General features: G+C 50.5%; 18 protein-coding genes. 2 read left to right on the top strand and 16 right to left on the bottom strand.

Annotated features, from left to right (window positions below):
• Positions 1–11: 11 nt before the first annotated feature.
• The 3 genes from ACE3MQ_RS20840 to ACE3MQ_RS20830 all read right to left on the bottom strand — a co-directional run bounded on the left by ACE3MQ_RS20840 (position 12) and on the right by ACE3MQ_RS20830 (position 7,008).
• Positions 12–3,002: a glycoside hydrolase family 48 protein gene (locus ACE3MQ_RS20840; RefSeq protein ID WP_379396247.1), complete on the bottom strand. Its 2,991-nt coding sequence runs from the start codon at positions 3,000–3,002 to the stop codon at positions 12–14.
• Positions 3,003–3,028: 26 nt separating this feature from the next.
• Positions 3,029–5,752 carry a glycoside hydrolase family 9 protein gene (locus ACE3MQ_RS20835; RefSeq protein ID WP_379396245.1) on the bottom strand — a complete coding sequence of 908 codons (2,724 nt, stop codon included), beginning with the start codon at positions 5,750–5,752 and terminating at the stop codon, positions 3,029–3,031.
• Positions 5,753–6,123: 371 nt separating this feature from the next.
• Complete coding sequence (locus ACE3MQ_RS20830; protein ID WP_379396243.1) at positions 6,124–7,008, bottom strand: EamA family transporter; 885 nt, start codon at positions 7,006–7,008, stop codon at positions 6,124–6,126.
• A gap of 265 nt (positions 7,009–7,273) precedes the next feature.
• On the opposite strand from ACE3MQ_RS20830, the gene mscL reads away from it, so the two are divergent.
• Positions 7,274–7,663, top strand: coding sequence for a large conductance mechanosensitive channel protein MscL (gene mscL, locus ACE3MQ_RS20825; RefSeq protein ID WP_379396241.1), 390 nt, complete (start codon positions 7,274–7,276; stop codon positions 7,661–7,663).
• 90 nt (positions 7,664–7,753) lie between these two features.
• Here mscL and rhaD read toward each other — a convergent pair whose 3' ends face one another.
• From rhaD to rhaB, 3 genes are all read right to left on the bottom strand, one after another.
• Positions 7,754–8,602, bottom strand: coding sequence for a rhamnulose-1-phosphate aldolase (gene rhaD, locus ACE3MQ_RS20820; protein ID WP_379396239.1), 849 nt, complete (start codon positions 8,600–8,602; stop codon positions 7,754–7,756).
• Between the two features lie 101 nt (positions 8,603–8,703).
• Entirely contained in the window at positions 8,704–9,960 is a 1,257-nt protein-coding gene (gene rhaA, locus ACE3MQ_RS20815; protein WP_379396237.1) for an L-rhamnose isomerase, read from the bottom strand.
• Between the two features lie 35 nt (positions 9,961–9,995).
• Positions 9,996–11,453: a rhamnulokinase gene (gene rhaB / locus ACE3MQ_RS20810; protein WP_379396235.1), complete on the bottom strand. Its 1,458-nt coding sequence runs from the start codon at positions 11,451–11,453 to the stop codon at positions 9,996–9,998.
• 219 nt (positions 11,454–11,672) lie between these two features.
• On the opposite strand from rhaB, the gene ACE3MQ_RS20805 reads away from it, so the two are divergent.
• A complete protein-coding gene (locus tag ACE3MQ_RS20805) occupies positions 11,673–12,428 on the top strand; it encodes a DeoR/GlpR family DNA-binding transcription regulator (RefSeq protein WP_379396233.1) in 756 nt (251 codons plus the stop codon).
• Between the two features lie 62 nt (positions 12,429–12,490).
• Here ACE3MQ_RS20805 and ACE3MQ_RS20800 read toward each other — a convergent pair whose 3' ends face one another.
• The 10 genes from ACE3MQ_RS20800 to ACE3MQ_RS20755 all read right to left on the bottom strand — a co-directional run bounded on the left by ACE3MQ_RS20800 (position 12,491) and on the right by ACE3MQ_RS20755 (position 23,868).
• The gene (locus ACE3MQ_RS20800) at positions 12,491–13,333 is read right to left on the bottom strand and encodes an aldo/keto reductase (protein ID WP_379396231.1); all 843 of its coding nucleotides are present in this window, start codon (positions 13,331–13,333) and stop codon (positions 12,491–12,493) included.
• 82 nt (positions 13,334–13,415) lie between these two features.
• Positions 13,416–14,408 (bottom strand): dihydrodipicolinate synthase family protein, encoded by a 993-nt coding sequence (locus tag ACE3MQ_RS20795; RefSeq protein ID WP_379396229.1) that lies wholly within the window; start codon positions 14,406–14,408, stop codon positions 13,416–13,418.
• Positions 14,409–14,451: 43 nt separating this feature from the next.
• A complete protein-coding gene (locus ACE3MQ_RS20790) occupies positions 14,452–15,747 on the bottom strand; it encodes a beta/alpha barrel domain-containing protein (protein ID WP_379396227.1) in 1,296 nt (431 codons plus the stop codon).
• A gap of 78 nt (positions 15,748–15,825) precedes the next feature.
• The gene (locus ACE3MQ_RS20785) at positions 15,826–17,007 is read right to left on the bottom strand and encodes a M20 metallopeptidase family protein (protein ID WP_379396225.1); all 1,182 of its coding nucleotides are present in this window, start codon (positions 17,005–17,007) and stop codon (positions 15,826–15,828) included.
• On the bottom strand, positions 17,000–18,334 hold the full coding sequence (locus ACE3MQ_RS20780; protein ID WP_379396223.1) for a helix-turn-helix domain-containing protein: 1,335 nt from the start codon (positions 18,332–18,334) through the stop codon (positions 17,000–17,002). Before ACE3MQ_RS20780 ends, ACE3MQ_RS20785 begins: the two co-directional genes overlap by 8 nt.
• Positions 18,335–18,366: 32 nt before the next feature.
• A complete protein-coding gene (locus ACE3MQ_RS20775) occupies positions 18,367–19,338 on the bottom strand; it encodes a sugar phosphate isomerase/epimerase family protein (protein ID WP_379396221.1) in 972 nt (323 codons plus the stop codon).
• Positions 19,325–20,308 (bottom strand): Gfo/Idh/MocA family protein, encoded by a 984-nt coding sequence (locus ACE3MQ_RS20770; RefSeq protein WP_379396219.1) that lies wholly within the window; start codon positions 20,306–20,308, stop codon positions 19,325–19,327. The genes ACE3MQ_RS20775 and ACE3MQ_RS20770 overlap by 14 nt, the downstream gene beginning before the upstream one ends.
• Before the next feature lie 329 nt (positions 20,309–20,637).
• The gene (locus ACE3MQ_RS20765; RefSeq protein WP_379396217.1) at positions 20,638–21,462 is read right to left on the bottom strand and encodes a carbohydrate ABC transporter permease; all 825 of its coding nucleotides are present in this window, start codon (positions 21,460–21,462) and stop codon (positions 20,638–20,640) included.
• A 34-nt stretch (positions 21,463–21,496) separates the two neighbouring features.
• Positions 21,497–22,429 (bottom strand): carbohydrate ABC transporter permease, encoded by a 933-nt coding sequence (locus ACE3MQ_RS20760; protein WP_379396294.1) that lies wholly within the window; start codon positions 22,427–22,429, stop codon positions 21,497–21,499.
• Between the two features lie 122 nt (positions 22,430–22,551).
• The gene (locus ACE3MQ_RS20755; protein WP_379396292.1) at positions 22,552–23,868 is read right to left on the bottom strand and encodes an ABC transporter substrate-binding protein; all 1,317 of its coding nucleotides are present in this window, start codon (positions 23,866–23,868) and stop codon (positions 22,552–22,554) included.
• Between the last annotated feature and the right edge of the window lie 43 nt (positions 23,869–23,911).

Below are 23,911 nucleotides of genomic sequence, written 5' to 3'. Positions count from 1 at the left end.
ACTTCAGGGCTTTAAGGCTCAATCCCCCATACCAAATTTCCGCTTAAATACAGAGGCGCCTTCTCCCAGCTGGCAAAGTTGGTCTTGGTCGCATCATATGAATAATCGTCCGCTTCGTTGAAATTAGACCAATCCGTCTTGTTCACGCGAATTTGAATCTCCCCGCTGCTGGCTCCTGGCGCCAAGCTGCCTGCACCGGAACCGAAGGAAATTTCCAAATAATAATCGGCTCCCGTCTTGGCCGAGTCCAGCTTGACAAAGGTTCCGCTTACATTGCCGCTGCCTACGACGGCGTAATCGCAATGGAACTCCTGCGGCTTATCGCCATCCACGGTATAGTAATAGCGAATTTTCACATCGCTTAGCGATACTGCCGTATCCCCATTGTTCACAATGCGGAAATGCGGCCGGAACTGATTGTCTCCCGGATTCGTGTCGTTCGTACGATATTCCAGCGTCAAATCGCCTTCCACCGGCGTTGGAATGGCCGTGGGCTGCGCACTTGCCTCTGGAGAGTCAGGGCTCTCCCCCACGCTATTAGACGCACTTACTACGTAGTAATAAGTCGTATCATTGACTACGTTTGAATCGATGTAGGAAGCTTGAGCAGTCGTACCTAATGTGGTATATGGACCGCCGCTTGTCGTTGCCCGTTTCACCGTATAGCTGTCCGCCCCGCTCACATTGTTCCAGGACAGATTAACTACAGCATCGCCAGCGACCGCATTCGGTTTCGATGGAGCTTTTGGCGCTACCGGCTCAACCGGCCCGCCTTGATCGCTGTTGATCAGGCGGTCGTATTCAGCATAAGCCGTTGCCATATCGACTTGGGACCAGAAACGATGGTAGGTGAACTCAGGAGCTCCGTTTGTCCATTTTTTCGTTTGCGGATCCCAAGAACTGTTATACTTGTTCTCCAAATATTGCCACTGCGGGTCATTCTTTATTTCTGGACGCACATCGGCATAGCTGGCGTAGACGCCGTTGCCGCCTTTGGCCGGGTCGGAAGGCACGGTGGACGATCCAGGAATGGTATTGCCCTGACCGAACAAGCCTGTCCAGCCGTTAGGGAAATAAATTTCCTTGGCGAAGTAACGATAGTAATCCTCGCGGGGCTCTACAGTAGTAATGCCGATACCGTCATTATAGCCCCATGCAGCGTCGAGCAATGCTTTAGCCAATTGCTCAGCTTGGCTGCCGAGCGCCGTGTAGCTGCCATTCTCCGCTTTGGTTCCTGCCGCAAAGAAGGTCAGCGCTTTGATATAGCTGCCAAGCACGCCAGCATCCTGCCCCGGATTCTTGGTAACAACGCGCAAATTAGGATTGCCGTCATAGTTGCTGTAGCCGTTCCAGGTTGTCGGCTGGCCAGACCATTCCAGGTTGCTCGGAATCCAGAATTCGCCAGGCGCTGGAACCGTCGCAATCGTCGGATTGTTGCCGCCAAGCACCCGATTTCCTTGATTATCCAAATAATATCCCTCAGAATCTGTTACAGGACGACTGTCGGCAAAGGCATAATCCATCGACCAGTCGACCCAGTTCTGTACGACCTGCTTCGCCATCTGGAAGTTCTCCGAGCTGGTATCCCCGTTAGAAGCGAGAATGTAATAAAGCTCGGCGATCCGCTCTACCGGCCAAGCCTGCATGCCGAACCAGTTGTTGGATGGCGGGTCATGGTAGACCGGTGCATCATCATACGCCATATCGTAGAAGGTACTCTTGCCCGCTGGATAGGCCTTATACGCGCCATCCCAGCTGTTCGTCGCTCCGCCGGCAATCGCCCCTTCAGCCGATTGAAGCCAAGTGTAGAACTCCAATTGACGCTTCAGCGAAGTCGTCCAATCCTGGCCTGCTGTTGGGGAATTCGGAACAAGGCCGCCATTGGAATCAGAAAGGGCGTATGCCGCTACGACGTTCTGATACCCTTGATGAGCGTGGCTCGCTCCAATCCGCCAAGCCCAGTTGCCGGACTGCCCCAGGCCGCCGCCCCAAGAGGTATACCAAGCCATCAGATAGTGGCTGGCATCTTTGCCTGTGCCGGCAGTCGGCGTCCCGCTTGAAGCGCTTCCAATCTTTTGAAAGTATTTATCGTACATGCCGTAACGCAGGTAATCCCCCATTTTTTTGGCCTTTTCCATATATACGGAATTGTTATATCCCAGCTCTTTAGCCCAGTACATGGCTTGAATGGCCCGTGCATCCGCATCGGTCGCATTCGTATAACGCCATTGCTCGGCTGGGGCATTGCTTTCTTTGGTGAACAGAGTCATGAAGCCCTCTCCGGCTTTACCAAACGTTTTATTGTCTTGCGACGGATGCGGCACGGCTTCCCATACCGATTCCTGCTCGCCCCGCTGGAACGTGTTCACATAGGTTGCCGTGTGGCTAGGATTAAGCAAATTGCCAAACCCGTACCAATTGTCGACATCCAAGAGCCAATGCATCAAATACGTCTGGTTATTGCCATACGTTGCTTTCAGCTCGGCGTCCAGCGGGTCTCTTCCAGCCGCATACTGCCCGCTTAATTGGCTCGGATATTGATCCGGCTGGGTATACTCGGCCGCATAAGTTGCCGGGCTATTCGGATCGTAGTAGTTCATCGTCGGCTGCTCTTCCTGGCCGTCGCCTTCATTTACGGGAATGATGTACTTCTCCATATTATCCCAAGCGTCTTCCAGCTTGCTCCAGTCTCCGGTGTAATGGCCGTACAGCACCTCCAGCCACAGCCAGTAGCTGTAGGCTTCCGAAGTCGTCATATGGCCGTAGTCCGGTGCTTCGCTCATCAACGTTTCAATGGAATGGTAAGGAATTCCTTCAGGCGAGAAGTAGCCGTTTGTCGGATTTTTAAGCTGTTGATACAGTTGCAGGAACCGAGTTTCCTCGGCCGACGGTGCTGCGAGGGCCTTGCTTGAATGGACAGTAAATATGCCTGATACGATAGAAAGTGACAATGCTGCACTCATTAAGATCGACACCGGTTTCTTAAAAGCAGACCATTTCATTATTTTCATCCTCTCTATACCAAATTTTAAGGTTCACTACCCCATACAAGGTTATTTCCTAAATGCAAAGTCGCTTTGTCCCAGTCCGCAAAATTGATTTGTGTTCCGCTGTAAGAATAGTCATCCGATTCGTTATAATTGGACCAGTCCGTTTTATTGACTCTGACCTGAATTTCGCCGCTGTCTGCTCCAGGAGCCAGGCTTCCTGCCCCTGTCCCGAATGAGATTTCCAGATAATAATCCGCCCCGATTGCCGCAGCATCTAATTTCACGAACCTGCCGCTTACATTGCCGCTGCCTACGACGGCATAATCGCAATGGAATTCCTGAGGCTTATCCCCATCGATCGTATAATAATAACGGATCTTCACGTCGCTAAGGTCTACGCTCGCCGTCCCTGTATTAACAATGCGAAAATGCGGACGGAACTGATTATCTCCCGGATTCGTATCATTCGTGCGGTACTGCAGCTTCAAACCATCTTCGGCCGGTATTGTCTCTTCTGCAGGCTTTGCGCTTGCTTGCTGAGAGTTAGGACTGTCTCCGACAGCGTTTCTGGCAACGACGACATAATAATAAGTCGTCCCGTTGACCACGCCAAGATCGGTATACGTCGTTCCAGTTGTTTCAGCAACTACCGTATACGGCCCTCCATCTGTTGTTGATCGCTTAACCACATATTCACTAGCTCCGCCAGCGGCATTCCAGGACAGCTCAACCCGGCGATCCCCAGCGATTGCCTTGATTCCCTTTGGCGCGGCTGGCAGTGATGGCTCGCCGCCTCCGGCAGGCAGTTGGCCAAATACATGGATTCCTGCGTCATAAACGGGAATATTGTTCATCTTCACGGGAGAGGCTGCACCCAAAGCAATGCCCTGATAGGAAAAGTCATTGCTGTTATCCCAGAAGCTCGTATTTAGCGGTGCAGCAATCCTGAACTGAACTTCTTTCCGGTGTGCTGACTGTCCGCCTGGATAAATCGGAGTTCCGGTAAAATCAATGGTTGTATAATAAACATGATTAGCTTCATCGTAAGGCTTGAGCGGAGACACCGTTGCTCCCTGGTTATATCCGCCTGCGGACACCGTAATATCCTCGGGGCCATAACCGGCTGCGACCGCTTCGCTAATATCCACATAATAATTGAAGGACAGCTTGTCGCTTACCCGGGCAGGCCAACCGGAACGATTATTAAGCAGCGCCCTGATCTCTACAAAATTGCTGCCGCTCACATTCACGGATGCTTCTACGAACATTTCGTCGTCGCGAACTTCCGGTGCCGGAAAATTGGCAAGCGGCTGCTGCCCCTGCCCATGAAGCAGCACCATCTTGGCGAGAGCCCCCGTAAAGGCGGCATTATAATCCGTCGCCACTTCATTCGATACATAGTCTCCGATCGAATCCGTGTAGGCGTCGGTCTTGGATGGCCCGCCAACGAGAGCGCCATACAGAATATGCCTGTGATTTGCAGGAACCTGCTGATTATCCGCCCAAGAGCCGTGGGAAGTTCGGTGATGAGGATGCTCTGGCGCATTGCTGCCGAACCCGACCACATAGCTGCTGCTGCGCGGATTATCTCCTAACATGTACAATATTTGATTCTCCGCGAAGGAACGTGCACGGGACTTCTTGACGGGGTCACTCACCCAATCCGAGTAAACGAACGCAAGGAACGCCTGATTTGCAGCGTATCGAAGAGCTCCCCATTGATCCAAATGCGCAAGTCCTCCTGGCGTGTATGTGACCCGTTCTCCCGTCCCCGGGACGCCAGTAGTCCAGAACTCTATATTCCGCTCGGTCGATTGAACGAATCGCGAATCCCCGGTAATCCGGGCCAGAAGGAGCTGAGCGCCGTATTGCTTGTTATCCCAGTTATGGGTCCATTTATAATCCCAGCCTCCTGACTGCAGCGTTCCCCATTGGTTGCTGGCAGCAATCGCTTTGTTAAGATAACTCTCGTCCTCCGTAGCAAGATAGAGCCAAACGCCTCCCCAGCTTAATTCGTCGGCGTAACCGCTCCAGGATTTGTAATACTGGACAGCATCGGTAATGCTGTCGGAATAAACTCCGCGATATTGATCCGCGAATTGATAGAGCTGCTTTGCATGCATCAACAGCTCTTCCGCGTAGACCGGATCCGTATCCCTAAAAATGATAGAAGCGGCTGCAAGCGCTGCGGCTGTCTCTCCGGCGAGATCCGAGCCTGGGTGACTTTCGTCAATTTTATAAGCAGGCCGCTGCATCGGCATGACCTCGGCTGGGCCCCACCAATTGTGATCCGCCGTGCCATTCCCTACTTGTCCCCATAATTCATTGGGTGCCGTATGGGTTTTCATAAAATAATCCGTCGCCCAACGAATGTTATCCAGAATGTACTCCAATTGCCCTGATTGTTCATAGCCTTCACGATATTCGTATACAGACCATGCGAGCATAGTCGCTGTGTAAGCCATCGGAAAACCAAATTTGACATGATCGCCGGCGTCATACCAGCCTCCCGTCAAATCGTGGCCAACGTCGGCACCGTCTTGAAGACCGGAATCACCGCGCCATTCCACGCGATTGTTATCCGGCAGTTCGCCGGAGCGCTGGGTTTCGTAGAAATAAATCGATTTCTGTAAGGCCTCGGCGTAATTATAATCCGAGGCTGCCGCCTGAACGCTTGACCCGAACGCAAGAGCCGAACTTCCCGTAAGCGCTAACATGAGGACGAATGAAAATATCACGCTTTGTTTCAACCTTTTTCTCATAGCATCGTTACCCTCCTTTCTAATACGACAAATTTCCTGAAACAACGGATGATAGGTTCTTTAGCAACCACCTTCCTTCGTCAAATTAGGGTTGTTGTTAGCGTATTTCCAATTAATTACAACGTCCCTAGCCATAATATAGCATAGGATTCTATTAAATACTATAATTTACATAAAAATGTTATCGATTGTTAGCATTATTTTAAAAATAAGTGATATCAAAAACATCCCCACTTCTGGAAATTCGGTAAAAATTACAACGTATCTTAAATAAACGATTCCACTAGAACTCTTGGCTTCTTACTTGAAGACAAAATAACCTCGGTGATCATTAATCACCGAGGCTTTAAAATCTGTTTCAATATAATAAATTAAAAGATTCGCAGAGCAATCATTCCAATGATGCATATGAACATGCCGATCACTTCAAGCCTTCTAAACTTCTCTTTTACGAATACGCGGGTATATAGAAGAATCAGTAAGACATTCATAGCTACTACGGCGGATACTAGGCCCGTAATTCCAAATTTGAAGGCCGTTATGATGAGGATCATCCCGAAAAAATTCGTCAACCCAATTGCCATGCCGCTGAAAAAAGTACGTTTTTCATTCCATTTACCCTGTTCCGCAGGCGGAGCATATGTACCTTTAAGCCTCGCTTTGCGCTTGTTATTTTTATCAATTAACCACCAAGTCGCAAAACAGAGGGAACCGATAGTGAACATGTAAAATAGAGTCGGGAACAGCTCTGCTTCCAAGCGCGTAGACATTTTCCCAGCCATATCGTTTAAGCCGAAAAATACCATCGCCAGCAATCCCCATTGCGCCCCCTGAAGATTACCGATTCGGAGGTCGTTGGAATATCTTACCGTCAATATGCCCGCAATAATAAAGATGAAAGCGGCCAACTGCCCCAGGGATAGCGTTTCACCCCATAGCACATAGGCAAGAGTAACGACTACGACGGGCGGCAGCCCGGTTAAAATCGCAATGAGCGACGGTTTGCCCACGGCGAACCCTTGAAACATGCAAGCATTCGCAATAAAAGAGAATGCTCCCATAAATAGACCTGTTAGCGCGCTGGCTGTCCAGTTCTGCCCAAACATAAAGCTGCCTATCAAACTAGCGATCGCACCGGTAAAAAACACCCCGAACAGCATCAAATTGCGATCCATGCCCTGCTTTGAAGACCAGTGGTACAAAATTCCGCGCAGACCAAAACTGATCGCTGCGAGTGAAGCGAATAACAGCCACATTTTTGCAAAACTCCTTCTTCTAGTTGAACTAATTTTAAGTAACGTAAGCAGCCACTAAATATGCATTATACCATCATCCTGGATATTGACCATCACAATCCTCATGGTTCATATAAGAGCGAGTTGCCCCAGAGACTTCATAGACGCCTTGTTTTTTCGTCAACCTATAGTTTCACTAGCGTTTGCCTTTAGCTTTTCTTGTTGCCAAAATAGATATGCTCTATTAATCTTAAAGAAGTTTGACCTACAGTCAGGGGGGATATTTATGTGGAAAGAGTTCAAAACCTTTGCTTTTAAAGGAAACGTAATGGATCTGGCGGTCGCCGTCATTATTGGCGGTGCCTTCGGTAAAATCGTCAGCTCCGTCGTAGAGGATCTGATCATGCCTTTGATTGGTATCTTATTAGGAGGACACGACTTCTCGAATATTGTCATCCCAGTCGGCGATACCTCGATTAAAGTTGGCTCATTCATTCAAACTGTAATCGATTTTCTAATCATTGCCTTCTCCATCTTCCTCTTCATTAAATTGCTAAACAAGTTTAAACGCAAAGAAGAGGCCGAACCGGATAAGCCCGCAGAGCCTAGCAAAGAAGAGCTGCTGCTTACCGAAATTCGCGATTTGCTGAAAAGCAACCAGGAATCAAGACCTTAAGAAATGGCTATCCGATTTAGCAACACCCGTAGCGAGCGTGTCCTCAGCTACGGGTGTTGTCTTTATTAATCAGATGATGGCATTCCCTTATTAAGCATTTAAAATGCCTTCCCGAGGCGTAACGCCAAACGCTTTAGCCAAATCCATTAGCTCGTGCTCCGTAATTCGCTGCCGGATCGGTTGATTAACGATGAGCATATAGATTTGGGCTGCCTTTTCAATCGTTTCGATAAGCCCAAACGCCTCGTCGATGGAGCTGCCCGTGCCGAAGATGCCGTGATGCGGCCACACGACCGCGCGGTGATCCTTCATTTTGTCGGCCGTTGCCCTTCCGATCTCGCTGGAACCCGGTACCATCCAAGGGATGACGGCGATGCCGTCCGGAAAAACAACGATGCATTCCGTACACATTTCCCACAGCGTCTTCGTAAATTGATTCTCGTCCAAGTCATGAATAAAGGTCATGGCAATGACATTCGTCGCATGATTATGAATGACCACCCGATGGCTCGGATCGACCTTCAAACGTTCAATATGGCTCATAAAGTGGGAAGGCAGCTCGCTTGTCGGCACCGCACCATCCTTCAATCCCCACAGCAGCTCCAGCTGCTCTCCATCTTTCGAGACGCGAAGCACCCCGAGATTCGCTTCCGGATCGGCAACGACATTCTTGAAATACTTGCCTGAACCGGTGACGATAAAATACTGACCAGCCAATTCATGCACGGGAAAGGCCGGCTTGATCGTGCGGATCACGTCGTTAATATCGAGATATTGAGCCACTTCGGCTTCGTCAAGAATATAGCTTACATTCCCGCCATTGCGTTCATCCCAGCCGAATCTCCACATATGCTGCGTAATTTGCGCCATTTCCTTCACAAAAGGAATATCGAGCTTTCGCGTACAGGATAACTGGTGCTGTTGTTTAAAAGTAGTCATCGTGCTTTCTCCCCTTCTCCTCATCCTTATGATGCTTTTTTAAGATTATAGAATGTATAAGTTGTCAGCGGAGCTGAACCGTTCTATAATCGCAAGAAAAACTACCGCTGAAGTAAGACATTCCGTTCATATTTCTTGACTTCATCCAGCCACGCTTCACGAACCGGAACGCCATGTACCGCGCAATAATAATCCCAAACCGCTCCGAACGGATACGATTTAAACTCCTCGACAAGCGCGAGACGGGAGGTGAAATCCCGCTGATCCTCCGCTTTCCTGAGTAAATCCACAGGCTCCAGCATTGCACGCAGCAGCGCCTTAATCGTATTGCGGGTTCCAATGACCCAAGCGGCAATATGATTAATGCTCCCATCGAAGAAGTCCAGACCGATATGCGTACGCTCCAGCATATCTCCGCGAACCAGTTCGCGGGCAATTTCGAGCAATTCATCATCCATCGTCACGACATGGTCGCTATCCCAGCGAACCGGCCGGCTGACGTGCAGCAGTAAACGCTCCGTAAACATCAGCACCGACGAAATTTTATTAGAAATCACTTCTGTTGGATGAAAGTGCCCCGCATCCAGGCATACCGCCTTCCCCCGGCTAACCGCGTAGCCTAAATAAAACTCATGCGACCCGACCACGTAGCTTTCGGAGCCGATTCCGAACAGCTTGCTTTCCACCGCGTCAATATTGTGAGCCTCGCTGATCTCATCACGGAAGATTTCATCCAGCGATTCCTTCAGCCGGACTCGCGGAGACAAGCGATCGACCGGCGTGTCCTTATAACCATCAGGAAGCCAGTAGTTGGTTACGCACGGCTGACCCAGCTCCTTGCCGAAATATTCGCCGATTTTGCGGGAGGCCCGGCAATGGTTAATCCAGAATTGCCGGATTTCTTCATTAGAATGACTAAGCGTAAATCCTTCTTCCGCCTTAGGGTGCGAGAACATGGTAGGGTTGAAATCGAGACCAAGCCCCTGCTGCTTCGCCCAATCCACCCATTTGCTGAAATGGCGGGGTTCCAGCTGATCAAGATCAACCGGCTCCTCCGTATCCGCATAAATGGCGTGTAAATTGACTTTATGCTTGCCGGGAATCATCGACAACGCCTGCTCGATATCCTGCCGCAATTGCTCCGGAGTCTCCGCACGGCCAGGGTAGCTTCCGGTTACCGCAATACCGCCGCTAAGCTGTTTATCCTTAAATAGAAATCCTTTTACATCGTCACCCTGCCAGCAATGAAGCGAAACTTTAATCCGGCCTAGCTTTTCCAGGACTTCATCCGTATTGATACCGTACTTGGCATACAGCTTCTTCGCTTCAACATAACTGTTCTGAACTGCTTGATCCATGTTTTATGCTCCTTTGCCGGTAATATTGTAATTGTTTAAAGATGATTAGTTAGCTGATCCCACCGCTGAAGCACTTGGTTCAAACCACGAATGGGTCTTGGCTTGAACACTCTAGGCGGAAATGAACGGGCGATCAACTCCCGGGCCTCGCTCAGCTTGCCCACTTCCCCGGAAGTGATCATTTGTACAGCGATATTGCCAAGCGCCGTTGATTCGGACGGCCCGGCCTGAACGGTCTTGGCGAGCACATCCGCAGTGAGCTGGCACAGCAGCTCGTTGTTAGAGCCCCCGCCGACAATATGAAGCACATCAATGGTTTTATTCTGCAGCTTTTCAAGCTCTCGAAGAGCATCGAAATAGGTTAGGGCCAAGCTATCAAAGATGCAGCGGGCGATCTCCCCCATCGTTTGCGGAATATGCTGTCCAGTCTCCTTGCAGCAGAGCTGAATCTCCGCAATCATGCTCCCCGGGTTCAGAAAGCGGGAAGCATTGCACGGGATTAGGCTGCGAAATGGAGTCTCGGCCTCTGCAAGCCCTGCCAATTCCGGGAAGCTGTACGCGTCTCCGCTTTCTCTTCTTACCTCCTGAATCATCCAAAGGCCCATAATATTTTTCAGGAATCGATAAGTGCCGTAGGCACCCCATTCATTCGTATAATTCGCTTCCATCGCGGCCGGATTATTTAGCGGCTGTGCAAGCTCTACGCCTAACAGCGACCAAGTTCCGCTGCTGATAAAGGCCCAGGATTGCTCTTGCTGCGCTGGAACACCGACGACGGCTGATGCCGTATCATGCGTCGGAACGACGATCAGTTCACAGTGAGGCAAATCGTATTGCTCGATCAGCTCCGGCCTGATCGAGCCTAGAGCCCGACCCGGCTCCGTCAGCTCGGAGAACTGGTCTCTTCGCAGCTCCAGCAGCTCCAGCAGCTCCTCATCAAACTCCCGCGTGCTCAAATTTAACATTTGCATCGTTGAGGCATTGGTCACTTCATTCAATTTACAGCCGCTAAGCCGGTAGTATAAGTAGTCCGGAACCAGCATAATCTTGTCAGCTTGATGCAATTGAGAGCGATCATGAACAAATAATTGATAAAGCGTATTAAAAGGCAACTCTTGAATCCCTGTTTTGGCATAGACCTGCTCTCGGCTCATCCAGGCATGGAATTGATCAGGCACCCCATCGGTTCGCCCGTCGCGATAGGCAAATACCTCCTCCAGCCTATTCCCCTCTTGATCGAGCAGAACATAATCCACGGCCCAAGTATCCACACCCAAATAGCATGACTCAATCCCCTGCTGCTTCGCTGTTTGCAAGCCTTTGATTATCTCGGCAAAGAGATGATCGATATCCCAGTATTCATGTCCGTGCCGCATGCTGAATGAATTGCCAAAGCGATGGATTTCCCTGAGCTCCAGCCGCCCCTTATTCAACTGCGCCTGTACCAGTCGGCCGCTGGATGCCCCGATATCGACAGCGATATAATTCATCATCAGAACGACTCCTCTTACATTCATAAACATGTGAATTTCCGTTTCTTCTACCTTTATCGTACCTGCGTTTTCTTTGGAAGTCAACATAAACAAACATAAATAAATGTGGATTCTTCTGTTTTTATCTACTTTCATTAACACCTTTGTAACAAAACTATACTTTTCTGTACTTTCAACATATAATGAGTAGCATAATGAAGCACGGAGAAAGGAGTTCCTATGCTTGCAGCTGAACGTCGCCAAATCATTATCGATATGGTGCAAACGGATAAACGCGTCCTCGTCTCGGAGCTCAGCGAGAAATTCAATGTCACGGAAGAAACGATTCGCCGCGATCTTGAAAAGCTGGAAAAGGAAAGCATTGTTACCCGAACCTACGGCGGCGCGATCATAAATAGCCATACCAATGAGGATTTGCCCTTTACGACTCGAAATGCCACAAATTCGGAAATCAAACAACAAATCGCTTCAAAAGCATTACACCTGATCAACGATGGCGATACGTTAATGATCGACCCTAGTTCCACCTCTGTAGAGCTTATGAAATTGCTTCATCAGCGTAAAAACCTAACCATCATCACGAGCTCGATTCATATTTTGCAGGAGTTTCTAAATACAGGAATCAATATCATCTCTACCGGCGGATCCTTGCGCCCGCGATCGCTGTCCCTCGTTGGTACTAACGCCGAGGAAATCGTGAAGAAATACAATGTGGATAAAGTAATTCTTAGCTGCAAAGCGCTTTCCCTGGACAAAGGCATCATGGATTCCAATGAGCCGGAATGCGAGCTGAAGAAGGCAATGCTTGGTCAGGCGGAGAAGGTGTTGCTGCTTGCGGATCATTCCAAGTTCGACAAGACCGCTTTTGTTAAACTCATGGAATTCGACGAGGTGGATGTACTTATCACTGATCAAGAGCCTGAATCGGCGTGGCTGGACATGTTGAAGGAGAAGGAAATCGAAGTCTTGTTTTGAAAATTAGAAAAAGGCCCTCCAGCCAAGATAGATGGCAAATGGAGAGCCTTTTTGCATTCCTATTAAAAATTAAAATTATCCGGATCGGAGCCAAAACGGCGATTTCGGTTCAAATTGTCAATCGTGCGCATATCCTCGGCATCGAGCTCGAAATCGAATACGTTCCCGTTTTGCACGATGCGCTCTTCATGAACGGATTTAGGAATCGTGATGACGCCGTTTTGCAAATCCCACCGTAAAATGACTTGAGCTGCCGATTTTCCGTGCTTGTCCGCAATGCCCTTCAGGACTTCATGGTTCAGCAAATTGCCCTGTCCGAGCGGCGACCAAGCCTCCAGGCGAATCTCTTTGTCATTGCAATACTGCAGCAATTCCTTCTGCGTTAACTCCGGATGAAGCTCCACCTGATTGACGGCAGGTACGACCTCGCTATTCTGGAGCAAGTCCTCTAAATGATGGATTTGAAAATTACTTACGCCGATCGCTCGGGCCTTGCCCTCCCGATAGATTTTTTCCAGCGCTCTCCACGTATCCTTATACTTTCCTTTCACTGGCCAGTGAATGAGGTACAGATCCACATAGTCCATATTCAATCTGCTCAGGCTCTCCTCGAACGCCGCCAATGTTGATTCGTATCCTTGATCCGCGTTCCAAACCTTTGTCGTAATAAATACATCCTCGCGGGATAATCCGTTATCCTTCAGCGCTTGCGCAACCGCCCGGCCAACCCCCTCTTCATTACGGTAAGCAGCGGCGGTATCAATACTGCGATATCCGTGGCGAATAGCGGCTTGTACTGCACGCTCCACCTCGTCGCCTTCTTTTGCCAGATAGACCCCAAGCCCAAGCCAGGGCATTTTGACTCCATTGTTGAGTGCGACTGTATCCTGCAAATAATTAGGCATATCGATATCCTCCTTGAAATGAATTAATGGCAACAACTCAATTATGAAGGAAAATTTTCTATATTAAAAGACTGCTGAGCCTTTAATACAAGCGGTGCTCCATGACCGCCCGGCGAATCGCCGCCGTTTCTTGCTCCAGCATTTGATATCCGGCAATATCATAAGCCGCTTCCCTCGGAATCACATTTGCTATTACGAGACAATGAAGCATCCTTAATATATATTTATCCATCGGCTCAATAAAGGTCGCTTCCGCATAACCGTCGATGCGTGCCGATAAATCGATAAATCGGGCATAATTCTTATCGCGGTAAGCTGCGATCATATCGGCTTGAATATTCGGAAAAGCCGCTCCGAGGCCGACTAAAGCACTGCTTGCCCCCCGCATCAAGGCATAGCCGAACATTCGGTCTTCCCCCGTAATGTGCAATTGGCCAGGATATTCATCAGCAAGAAGCCGGGCGATATTCTGCATCGTCATGACGCTATCCAAGGTTGCTACCTTGATGCCGATCACATTCGGCAATGATAATAGCTCCCGCAGCAGATCCAGGGAGTACGACCATCCGCCAGCCTCCTCATATAAATAAAAAAGCACAAGCGGAGCACCGAGCTCTGCCAAACCTCTGTGGTACTCAGCGACAGCCTCATCCTGTTCATGAGCCGGGAGCTCGCGGAGAATCACCGGGGGAAATACGAGCAGAGCGTCCGCACCGCCAGCAATCGCATCCTGTGCCATTTTCACGCTTGTCTTGCGCCAGCTATCAATCCTCTTCCGTCCTGTTAAGGATTCGTCCGGCCGTGCGCCCACTCCGGCGACGATGATTTGGTTAGGCTGGAGAGCTGCCTTCCAGGACTGTAAGATATGTTCGCGCTCTTCCCGCTGCAAATGAAGCCCCCGTCCGGTATGCACCCAAACCGCTACACCAGCGATGCGCTGCGCGGATAAATAAGCAGCGTACGCGGCTTGAGCCTGCTCATGGATTTGGCCGGTCGCATAACGCGGAACAGGAACCGCAGGAATCAATCCGCCCTGCAGCCTAAGCTTGATTCGCTCCGCCTCGCGTATCATCATTGTGTGTCCTCCTTTCATAGAAGACAATATGTATTCATTCGTTTCATGATTTGAGGAGAAAATAATCCCTCCCCTTATTTCTATACCACTCCGTTACGGCTTGAAACGAGATGACGCCGTCATAATCTTCGACCTCGCCGGCTTCCCGCAAATGCAGCAACCACGGTACCAATCCGGTATGAGGATGGAAATACAGCTCATGCAGGGCGCGCTCTGTCTTCGAGCCGCTTCGCATTCCGTAGGCACTAGCGGGCTTTTGAAACATTGTATGCATCTGTACGCTGGATACTCCCCTTAAAGCATATTCCAAGGCCATTTTTCCAGAATGAATATTACCTGTGCCCGAAAGAATCGGAATACCCGCTTCGAATTGTCCCTGAAGCTCCATCCTCCTTAACTGCGTGAGTATGCGCAAATTGCGGGCGCTAAGATCTGGCCCTCCATAGGCTGCGCCTTCCTTTCCGGCAAACCTTCGCTCCTGATCATATAATCGGTTCGCGTATACGACGTAATCCGGCCGCTGCGAGCCTTCCTCGAGCAAAGCCCGGAAAGCCTGCAGCTGAAAGGCGTCCTCAAAGATCGTATTCATTAATTTAATGCCTAAGACAATCGAACCCTCAGGCAGCGATCGCTTGATACGTTCCGGCACATCCCGCAGCCACTTCAATACCGTTTCCTGCTGCTTTGCTTTATCCGAGCCGGCAAGCGTTGGACTGAAATCCTTCTCCATTTGCAAGGGCCCGGCTTGTCCGGCGGATCGCCAAATTCGCTCGAGCAGGCGCGTCGTATATTCATACTCTCCCATTTGGTATTCGCCCTCATCGGAGCCGGGCAAATGGTACTTGCAAGAAGGGACGATGACGGTTTTGCTGTGGCGAGCCGCCTCCAAGGCTGCTTTCAGAAACTCGGCATATGAAGCAAGTGAGCCGTGCCAGCCTCTCCCTTGCCAGGTGACGTTCCAGCCTGCTTCCCCGGATTCTTTCCCCGTAATCCGGCTGACGACCATCCGCGTCTCCTTCACAGCCCAATCCTGCATCGCGCGAACACCTTGCGCATTCTCGGCGATTACCGTTTTTAGGACGACAAAACCAAGGCCAGCATCGATATCCGTCTGGACTTGGTTCATATTTAAAGACAATTGTCCCGCCGCTTTGCCGAATGGATTCTTAATTCGCCTCGGGCCATAATAGGAGGATACATCCAGTCTATACGTTTCAAACAAGTAGCTCTCCAATGCTCCGGGCATTCCGCTGCGAAATCGCTCATAATCGCGCTGAATCCGGGCAGCATCCTTTTCTCGAAGGAGAGGGTGGGAAGGTAAAATAAGGCTCTTTAGCATCTTCGTCCCCCTGTAGGTTAGTTCTTGAAGAGTGTATTCCACGAGGTCTGCATCCTGTCCTCCCCTCGCGGAATTTTTTTATTCTCGTAAATAATTCCGGACGAATTGCGCCAGATAAGCGGCACCATAATGAAGCGCTTTCTCATCGATTGCAAGCTCGGGATGATGCAGAGGAAATTTTCCCTTTCCTTCTCCGCCTGTGCCGATCAGCAAAAACGCGCCGGGAACATGCTCCATATAATACGCCATGTCTTCGCTCGTCATTTGCGAATGTGCCAGCGGATGGATGGCCTCCTCGCCGTATAGGCCGCGCAGAGCTTCTTCGGCATACCGTACCCACTTTGCATCATTTACGGTTGGAGGATAGCCGAATTCATACCGAACATCGGCCCGGGCATTCATCCCTGCCGCGACCGCTTGAGCCAGCTCGGTCACCCTCGTTCGCATCCTTTCACGGGTCGCAGCATTCACCGCCCGTACCGTGCCGCGAATCTCCACTTGATCCGCGATAATGTTCGGGATGCTGCCCCCGTGAATCGAGCCCATGCTCAGCACGACGGCATCGGCCGGATCGCTCTCGCGGCTGATCAGCACCTGCAGGGCGGATAGCACCTGAGCAGCAGCGATGATCGCATCCACGCCCTGATGCGGCGCAGCTCCGTGCCCGGCCCGGCCATGCACCATAATGTCGACGTGATCCATGCTCGCCATGATCGTGCCTGCCTTCACGCCGAACTGCCCCGTCGGCAAATCCGGCCACAAATGCAGGCCGATGATGCCATCCACGCGCGGCGATTCAAGCACACCGGCGTCAATCATGTGCCGGGCCCCGCCCAGCATTTCCTCCGCCGGCTGGAAGATGAACTTGACCGTCCCGGCCAGCTCGCGCCGGAGTCCGGTCAGCATCCGGGCGGCGCCCAGCGCCATGGCCATGTGACCATCATGGCCGCAGGCGTGCATCGCGCCTTCATGCCGCGATGCATACGGCAGCCCTGTCTGCTCGCGGAGCGGCAGGGCGTCCATATCCGCCCGTACCGCAATGCACGGGCCGGGCTGACCCGTCTCGAGCAGCGCAACGACCCCGGTGCCCGCGACGCCGCGCTGCACCTGAAGCCCAAGCTGCTCAAGATATTCCGCGACATACTCGGACGTTATGAATTCCTGGAACCCGAGTTCAGGATATTGGTGTAAATGTCGGCGGTGGGCTACAATTTCCTGCTCAAGAGATACGGCGACTTGCAGCAGACTCATATTATTCATAATAGACTCCTTCTAGGTTCAGAGAATAGATTTGCCTTGGTCTGCCCCGGCCGGCCGGCTGTTCCTCGCCGACGATGCTGGCGATCTCGTATTTCTCCAAGGCAGCCATAATCCGCCGGGCGCTGCGAAGCGTAATGCCAAAACCTTCGGCCAGCTGAGCAGCGGTAATCGTCGAAGTGCCAAGCCTCCGGCACAGGGAAATGAGCTTATTGATCGTACCGACGCTCAGGCCTACTTTCTTCGCCAGGGAGATAAGCTCGGGATTCTCGCTTCGGGCCGAATATTCCAGCGTCATCTCCGAACCCATCGGGCCATAGACCATCCCGTCCTGCATAATCAGAAAGCAGTTGCCACCGCCGCCGGCCTTCGCCTTGAGCAGGGCCTCCCTTGCTTTCCCTTCCGCCTCGTTAGCCGTGCGTCCCATGCCGATGCCGATGCTGGCATTCCACTGCAGCCGCTCCATCACTTCCAGCAGCAGCGGCGCATCCTGAAACTTCCGCGTGACCTGTTCGATAATTCCGCGTGTCGTAATGAACGATACTTCATCCGAATTGCTCCATTTAATCAGGGATTGCGTCTCTTCCCCGAAATCGATCAGGATTTGCTGGAGAATGATTTTTTTGCGTTGAATGTCATATTCCGAAACGGCTTCTTTGGCAAACTGTTCAAAGTTATCGATATTCATGATGCCAACTGCGATTTGCGTGCTGCTGTAGCGAAGACTTTTGCCTTCAAGCAGGGCGCAATTCAAGCAATCCCTTATCGCTGATTGCGTCGGGACGACCCGGAATACGGGCACGCCGAGAGCGATCAATCGGTGATAAACCGAAGTAACGCAGGTAACCGTAACCGACACTTTTCCCGCTTGCCATAAATCATAATGAAAGGCAACGAGCTCTTCGTTACTCATGCCGGATTCATAGGGTTTGATGAATATATCCTCAACCGGCAGGCCGATTTCATGAAGCGGCTCCTCCACCTCATTTCGCTGCAAAACGTCCACGCTAATGGGCAGTCCCTCGTCAAAGGATAAAATCCGCTGCCGATAAAAATCAAACAGCACTTTATAGAGCGCCGTTCCCGAATAATAAACATGAACCATCGGGATGTCAGGCGATGCCGCCAGAGCGATCTGGTAAGGAATCGGGCCGGTAAAGAGCAAAATATCCGCCTGATCTCTCACTCTGGCTATTACCTCTAGCGTCTCCCGTTCATGGCGATAGGGCGCGGGAAGCATGGACAGCTCCGAAAACAAAGATCCAATGTGGAGCACCGCATCGACCAGGTCATGCGGCCCGATGACTGCAACCTTCATGTTCATCGTCATGTTCGTCACCTCCATGGTCAGGATCAAACGCCTTAATCCGGGCTATTCACCCGCTTTTCCATGTAATCGGTTAACTCTGACAGTGACTGATCGACTAGTTCCACAACCTGATCGCCAAAATACTCGAACGATATAAAACCCTTATACCCCAAAGCCAGCAGTGTATCGAAAATAGCCTTGTGATCTGCATCTCCTTGCAGCACGGGAACGGCTTTGCTTTTGCCCCAATTTTCATGATCCCAATGATAATCCTTAAAATGCACATGGCTGATCCAAGGATAAAAGCGTTTCAGAATGGAAATGGGATCGAGATGATCTACGTACAGGTTAAAGCCGTCATATATGAATTCAATCTCTGTATTAACGTTAATGTCTTGATCGCTTGCATCGCTGTTAAGACGTTCCTTCTCCGGCTTCGCCTCGTTCCTGTCAGACTGAAAATGCGTTAAGCTCTGTATTAAGTTCATTCCCCCACCGTCAAAGCTTCGTATACGGGAGGCTTGTAATAAACGATCCAAGCTATCTGCCGTATCAGCCAGCGTATTATTATGAATTTCTACAGCAAGAACAACACCCTGGCGGCTGCAGCTTTGAAGCGCCTCGTGTAGTCCCGCTGTCGCCATTGCCCACTGTTCGCTTGTGGCCTCACGAGATGGAACATGCCCTGCAAATGTACGAATCCGGGGACATCGGAGCGCTTTGGCCCATTTCGCCGACCGCTGTACGCATGCAAGATCAACTTGGTATGCTTCTCTGCTTTTCGTAAAATAGCTGTACTCGCTTAGGGATGGTACTAGCAACTGGTTAGAATCCAGCAGAGCCCGCAGCTCACTAAGCGTGCCGTCCCGGTTTAAATAATCCTCGATATGTCCGCTCCAAATTTCCACGCCTTGCAGTCCCAAACGCCTGGCTTCAGCAATGATCTCTTCCAGGGTTAACGACTTTAGGCCTGTCGTGCAAATACTGAACTGTATCGAGGAATCCTTCGTATTATTCAGTATCAACGGATTGCTCCACCCCTGCCTCGTCCGAGCGGTACACCGCTTCTAAAGCGGCGATCACCGATCTCGCGTATTCTCCCGAGCTGTCAGGCTCGGCATCCTGCCCGATAGCCTGCAATAAATCCTCGAATTGCAAAACGAAGGGATCGGAGCTATTTTGCAGCTCAAGCTTTACATACTGGCCATCCCGGTTAACCCAAACTCCTTTTGCGGAAACGAGCTTGATCATTCCCTTATCGAAAATCAGCTCGGTTTCATCCTTGGGTACGCCTGCGTAGCCGGACTGCACAACGACGGCAGGCACTTCGTTCGACGTTTCTAGAAAGAGACAGCCGCTTCCCTCCACGTCCCCCCTCTCTCCCTCGTAAGATAAAGCTGCTTTCACCTTCGTAACTCGGCTGTTCGTCAACCATTGGATTTTGTCGATAGAGTGGGCACCCAGATTCATCAAAATACCGCCGCCAGCCTTGGCCTTATCCAGGAACCAGTCCGGACGGCTGTCATTAAAATAATACAAATGGCGCGTATCATGGATCGCGACCAGCTTGCCGAGCTCTCCGCTCTCGATAAGAGATTTGGCCTGCATATTGGCCGGCCAGTAATGCTGCGTATGTCCAACCATCAGCTTGACTCCCGCTTCTCTTACCGCTTCCAGGATGGCGTCGCACTGCCTAACGTTAAGCGCCATCGGCTTCTCCAGCAGCAGATGACAGCCTTGGGCTGCACACCATACTGCACATTCTTCATGTAAAAAATGCGGCAGCGCAATAATGGCTATCTCAGGCTGCTCCGTCAAGATCATTTCCCGGTAATGATCATAGTAAGCAATGCCGTATTCTTCACTGACCGTCCTGCCCTTCTCCTGATCGATATCAGCTACGGCAACGGCTCGTAGCTCTGGTATTTGCCTAATGGCGTTCAGGTGATTCCGCGAAATAATACCTGCTCCGATGAGGGCGACCCGATATGGCACGCTATCCCCTCCTTTCTTTCAGCGGCGAACGCTTCGCTTCTTCCGCTAGATTTAGTATCGTTCTTAATGCCGGAAGAATTTCCCGTGGGCGTAAATTCGTCAGGTTACTTGATTCTGGATCAATGTGCTTCTGGCTCAAACTCTTCCGGTCATTTTATGCCGGATGAGTTTCCCATGGGCGCAAATTCGTCAGGTTACTTGATTTTGGATCAATGTGCTTCTGGCTCAAACTCTTCCGGTCATTTTATGCCGGAAGAATTTCCCATGGGCGCAAATTCGTCAGGTTACTTGATTTTGGATCAATGTGCTTCTGGCTCAAACTCTTCCGGTCATTTTATGCCGGATGAGTTTGTGCCTTGCACAAAGTATTTCTCCGCAAACAAAAACACAAGCAGTATCGGGATCAAGCTCATAAGCGCGGCGGCAACCATATACTGCTCATTGCCTGACCACTGGCCCGCCATGGAAAGAATGCCGATCGGCAATGTAAAATTTTCCTTAGAGGTCAGGAAGATCGCCGGCGACAATATTTCATTCCATTTCGTCATGAATGTAAAGACGGCCAAGGTAGCGAAGGTTGGCTTGCACATCGGCAGGAATATTTTCCAATAAATCTGAAACGGATTGCACCCGTCCAGTTTGGCGGACTCTTCATAATCCTTCGGAATCATCAGGAACGCCTGCCGCATCAGAAATATGCCAAACGGCTGAGCCAGCCACTCAATAATCCACAAAGGCGTCAATGTATCGAGCATATGCAGCGATTTAAAGATCACGAATTGCGGAATAATCAGTACGACAGGCGGAATCATCATCGTGCCGAGAACAATCATGAACAGTGTATTTTTTAAGGGAAAACGCAGCCTGGCAAACGCATAAGCGACCATGGAGCAGGAGATCAGCGCTCCGCCCACGGACAGTACCGTTACGATGACGCTATTCATCGTGTATTGCCCGAACGGACCCAGCTTCCATACCTCGGAGTAGTTGCTCCATTGGATGGGGTTTGGAAACCATTTAGGCGGGACGGCTGTATATTGGGCGTACGTTTTAAGCGAGTTAAACAACGTGGTCAGAAACGGCATGACCATCACAAGCGAGCTTAAAATAATGACCGTGTAGCCTACGCCTTTTCGAACTCGATTCAGCTTCATACCGGAGCCTCCTTTCGACATGCTGCGCTGTTATTCATTCATAATGCACCCACTTTTTCTGAAGCGTAACCTGCAGGGCGGTAAGAATGAACAGGATGACGAACAGCACCCAGGCAATCGCGGAAGCATAACCCATGCGCAGGAAAGAGAAGCCTTCCTGATACAAATAAATCATCAGCACCAAGCTTGATTTGTTCGGCCCGCCCGCCGACGAAGCATCCAGCGCTCCCCCTGTCATCACGTAGATTTGCTCGAAGGCCTGGAAGGTGGAAATCGTGCTCAGGATGAGAACGAGGAACGTCGTTCCCGAAATCAATGGCACCGTAATATGCATGAACTTGCGAAACGCCCCTGCGCCATCGATCTCGGCAGCCTCATACACATCCGAAGGCACGTTCTGGAGGCCGGCAAGGAAAATGACCATAATATAACCGATCCCTTTCCACACGGCGATCATCACCAGCAATGGAATGACGAGGCGTTCATCCTGAAGCCATTTTTGCGGGTCAAGTCCAATTTTGATTAGAAAAGAGTTTGCCAAGCCGAAGCGAGGATTAAAGATCGCATCCGAAACATACAAAATCACGGTCCAGGATGAAATGACCGGCACAAAATGCGCCAATCGAAAAAACTTCAGCCCCCGCAGCTTTTGATTCAATGCCGTCGCCAAAATTAGTGCCAATATCGTTTGCAGCGGCACGAACAGAATCGTAAAGTATATCGTGTTCCACATTGCCTTCCAGAAAACCGGTTCTTGAAACAGCTTCTTATAATTCGCCAAGCCCGCCCACTGTGGAGCATTCAGAATGTCATAATGAGAAAAACTGAAATACAAGGAGGCGAGCAGGGATCCAAGCACAAACACAATAAAATGAACGATATAAGGGGTGACCATCAGCAGCCCCCACTTGCTATCGCTATCGAGACGTCTCCTTCGACTTCGCGGGGTTAAAGGTTTGTCTCCCATCCTTACGGTTTCCGTTTTTTCCATCATGATCATCACGCTTTCTGTAGCTATTCTGGAGGGCTGGCACACCTCAGTGCCAGCCCGTCATCCTTAAAGCTATTCAACCCGCATCGGCCTTACGATTATTTCTTATAGAACTCATCCAGAACCTTCTGTACCTCCTGATCGGCCTGGGTCATCGCCTGATCGACCGGAATTTCACCTTCAAACGCCCGGTTGATATTATCGTTGAACTTGCCGACCCATTCGCTCCATACCGCATTGACATCCAACGTTCCTGCAAACTCAAAGCTGTCGAGGAAGGCCTGCTTATTCGCCGGAGATCCGCTCAGGAACTGCTCCGAATTAGCTACGGATTTCTTGACAGGCACCGCTTCGCCAAGTGAAGCCCATTCCTTCTGAACCTCATCCTCCGTCGCCCAGAACTTTACCCATTCCCAGGCAGCGTCGGCTACAGCTCCCTCAGCCTTCTTATTAATTACCCACGAGTTGGCGATGACCGGAGAAAAGCGTTTGCCGTCCGGACCCTTCGGCAGCAAAGTCACATCGTAGTTCAGGCCGGCGGCGTTCGCATCGATCGTCCGGGCATAAATTCCGATCCTCATGGCAGCCGCCTTGCTTGGGAACGGAGCCATATTGCTCTGGAAGCTTTTCAAATCGGATGGGGTCGGAAGCAGCTCACGCTGCATGCCGTCTACGATCCAATCTAAAGCCGCTTTGTTCTCGGGCGAATCTACGATCGATTGATCCAGAGTTTCATTCAACACCCCGCCCCCGTACGATTTCAGCACCGTCATCCATCCTTCCGTAATACTGAAGAACGTGAGGCCGTACTGGCTGATTTTATTTTTATCGAATGCCGAATCCACCGCATAATTTCCGTTGGAGTCTTTTGTCAATTTTTCGGCTGCCGCTTTCAGATCATCCCAAGTCCACTCTTCGGTCGGATAATCGACCTGAGCTTCATCGAACATATCCTTGTTGTAGTACAGCACGGCAATTTGAATCCCCTGCGGGACGCCCCAGTATTTTCCGCTGGCATCCTTATTGAATTCCAGTCCATAATACTCTTCCGAGTTCAGATCGCGCTCAATCCATTCTGTCAGATCCTTCAGGACTCCGCGCTCTGCGTATTTCGGAACGAGCACGCCATCCGAAAGCCATAAATCCGGTGCGCTTTCAGCCGCGATTTGGGTATCCAGCTTCTGAAAAAACTGATTATACGGAGAGGACTCCGTTTTAATTATGATATTTGGGTGCTTCTCTTGGAATTTGGTGATGAGCTCCTGCATTTTTTCATCCGATTGAGCCGAAGAATAAAATCCGAGCTTCAACTCGACATCTCCCCCGCTCTTCTTGTTGAAAGAGCAGCCGGAAATCATCAGCGCAGAAAGCAATGTCACCGCTAGCAGCAGCGCACCCCATTTTTTATGCTGGATTTTCAAGCTATAACCCCCTAATGATTAGTTTGTTCACTCAATT

This window comes from Paenibacillus lentus (assembly GCF_042714055.1).
In the GTDB taxonomy this organism is placed as follows: Bacteria; Bacillota; Bacilli; order Paenibacillales; family Paenibacillaceae; genus Fontibacillus; species Fontibacillus lentus_A.
Note: the sequence above shows the minus strand (reverse complement) of the source record. Positions and strands in the feature narration are given on the sequence as shown.

Excerpts from the sequence above, each read along its gene's own strand:
- ACE3MQ_RS20840 (WP_379396247.1), bottom strand. The coding sequence starts at position 3,002 with ATGAAATGGTCTGCTTTTAAGAAACCGGTGTCGATCTTAATGAGTGCA.
- ACE3MQ_RS20835 (WP_379396245.1), bottom strand. The coding sequence starts at position 5,752 with ATGAGAAAAAGGTTGAAACAAAGCGTGATATTTTCATTCGTCCTCATG.
- ACE3MQ_RS20830 (WP_379396243.1), bottom strand. The coding sequence starts at position 7,008 with ATGTGGCTGTTATTCGCTTCACTCGCAGCGATCAGTTTTGGTCTGCGC.
- mscL (WP_379396241.1), top strand. The coding sequence starts at position 7,274 with ATGTGGAAAGAGTTCAAAACCTTTGCTTTTAAAGGAAACGTAATGGAT.
- rhaD (WP_379396239.1), bottom strand. The coding sequence starts at position 8,602 with ATGACTACTTTTAAACAACAGCACCAGTTATCCTGTACGCGAAAGCTC.
- rhaA (WP_379396237.1), bottom strand. The coding sequence starts at position 9,960 with ATGGATCAAGCAGTTCAGAACAGTTATGTTGAAGCGAAGAAGCTGTAT.
- rhaB (WP_379396235.1), bottom strand. The coding sequence starts at position 11,453 with ATGATGAATTATATCGCTGTCGATATCGGGGCATCCAGCGGCCGACTG.
- ACE3MQ_RS20805 (WP_379396233.1), top strand. The coding sequence starts at position 11,673 with ATGCTTGCAGCTGAACGTCGCCAAATCATTATCGATATGGTGCAAACG.
- ACE3MQ_RS20800 (WP_379396231.1), bottom strand. The coding sequence starts at position 13,333 with ATGCCTAATTATTTGCAGGATACAGTCGCACTCAACAATGGAGTCAAA.
- ACE3MQ_RS20795 (WP_379396229.1), bottom strand. The coding sequence starts at position 14,408 with ATGATGATACGCGAGGCGGAGCGAATCAAGCTTAGGCTGCAGGGCGGA.
- ACE3MQ_RS20790 (WP_379396227.1), bottom strand. The coding sequence starts at position 15,747 with ATGCTAAAGAGCCTTATTTTACCTTCCCACCCTCTCCTTCGAGAAAAG.
- ACE3MQ_RS20785 (WP_379396225.1), bottom strand. The coding sequence starts at position 17,007 with ATGAATAATATGAGTCTGCTGCAAGTCGCCGTATCTCTTGAGCAGGAA.
- ACE3MQ_RS20780 (WP_379396223.1), bottom strand. The coding sequence starts at position 18,334 with ATGACGATGAACATGAAGGTTGCAGTCATCGGGCCGCATGACCTGGTC.
- ACE3MQ_RS20765 (WP_379396217.1), bottom strand. The coding sequence starts at position 21,462 with ATGAAGCTGAATCGAGTTCGAAAAGGCGTAGGCTACACGGTCATTATT.
- ACE3MQ_RS20760 (WP_379396294.1), bottom strand. The coding sequence starts at position 22,429 with ATGGGAGACAAACCTTTAACCCCGCGAAGTCGAAGGAGACGTCTCGAT.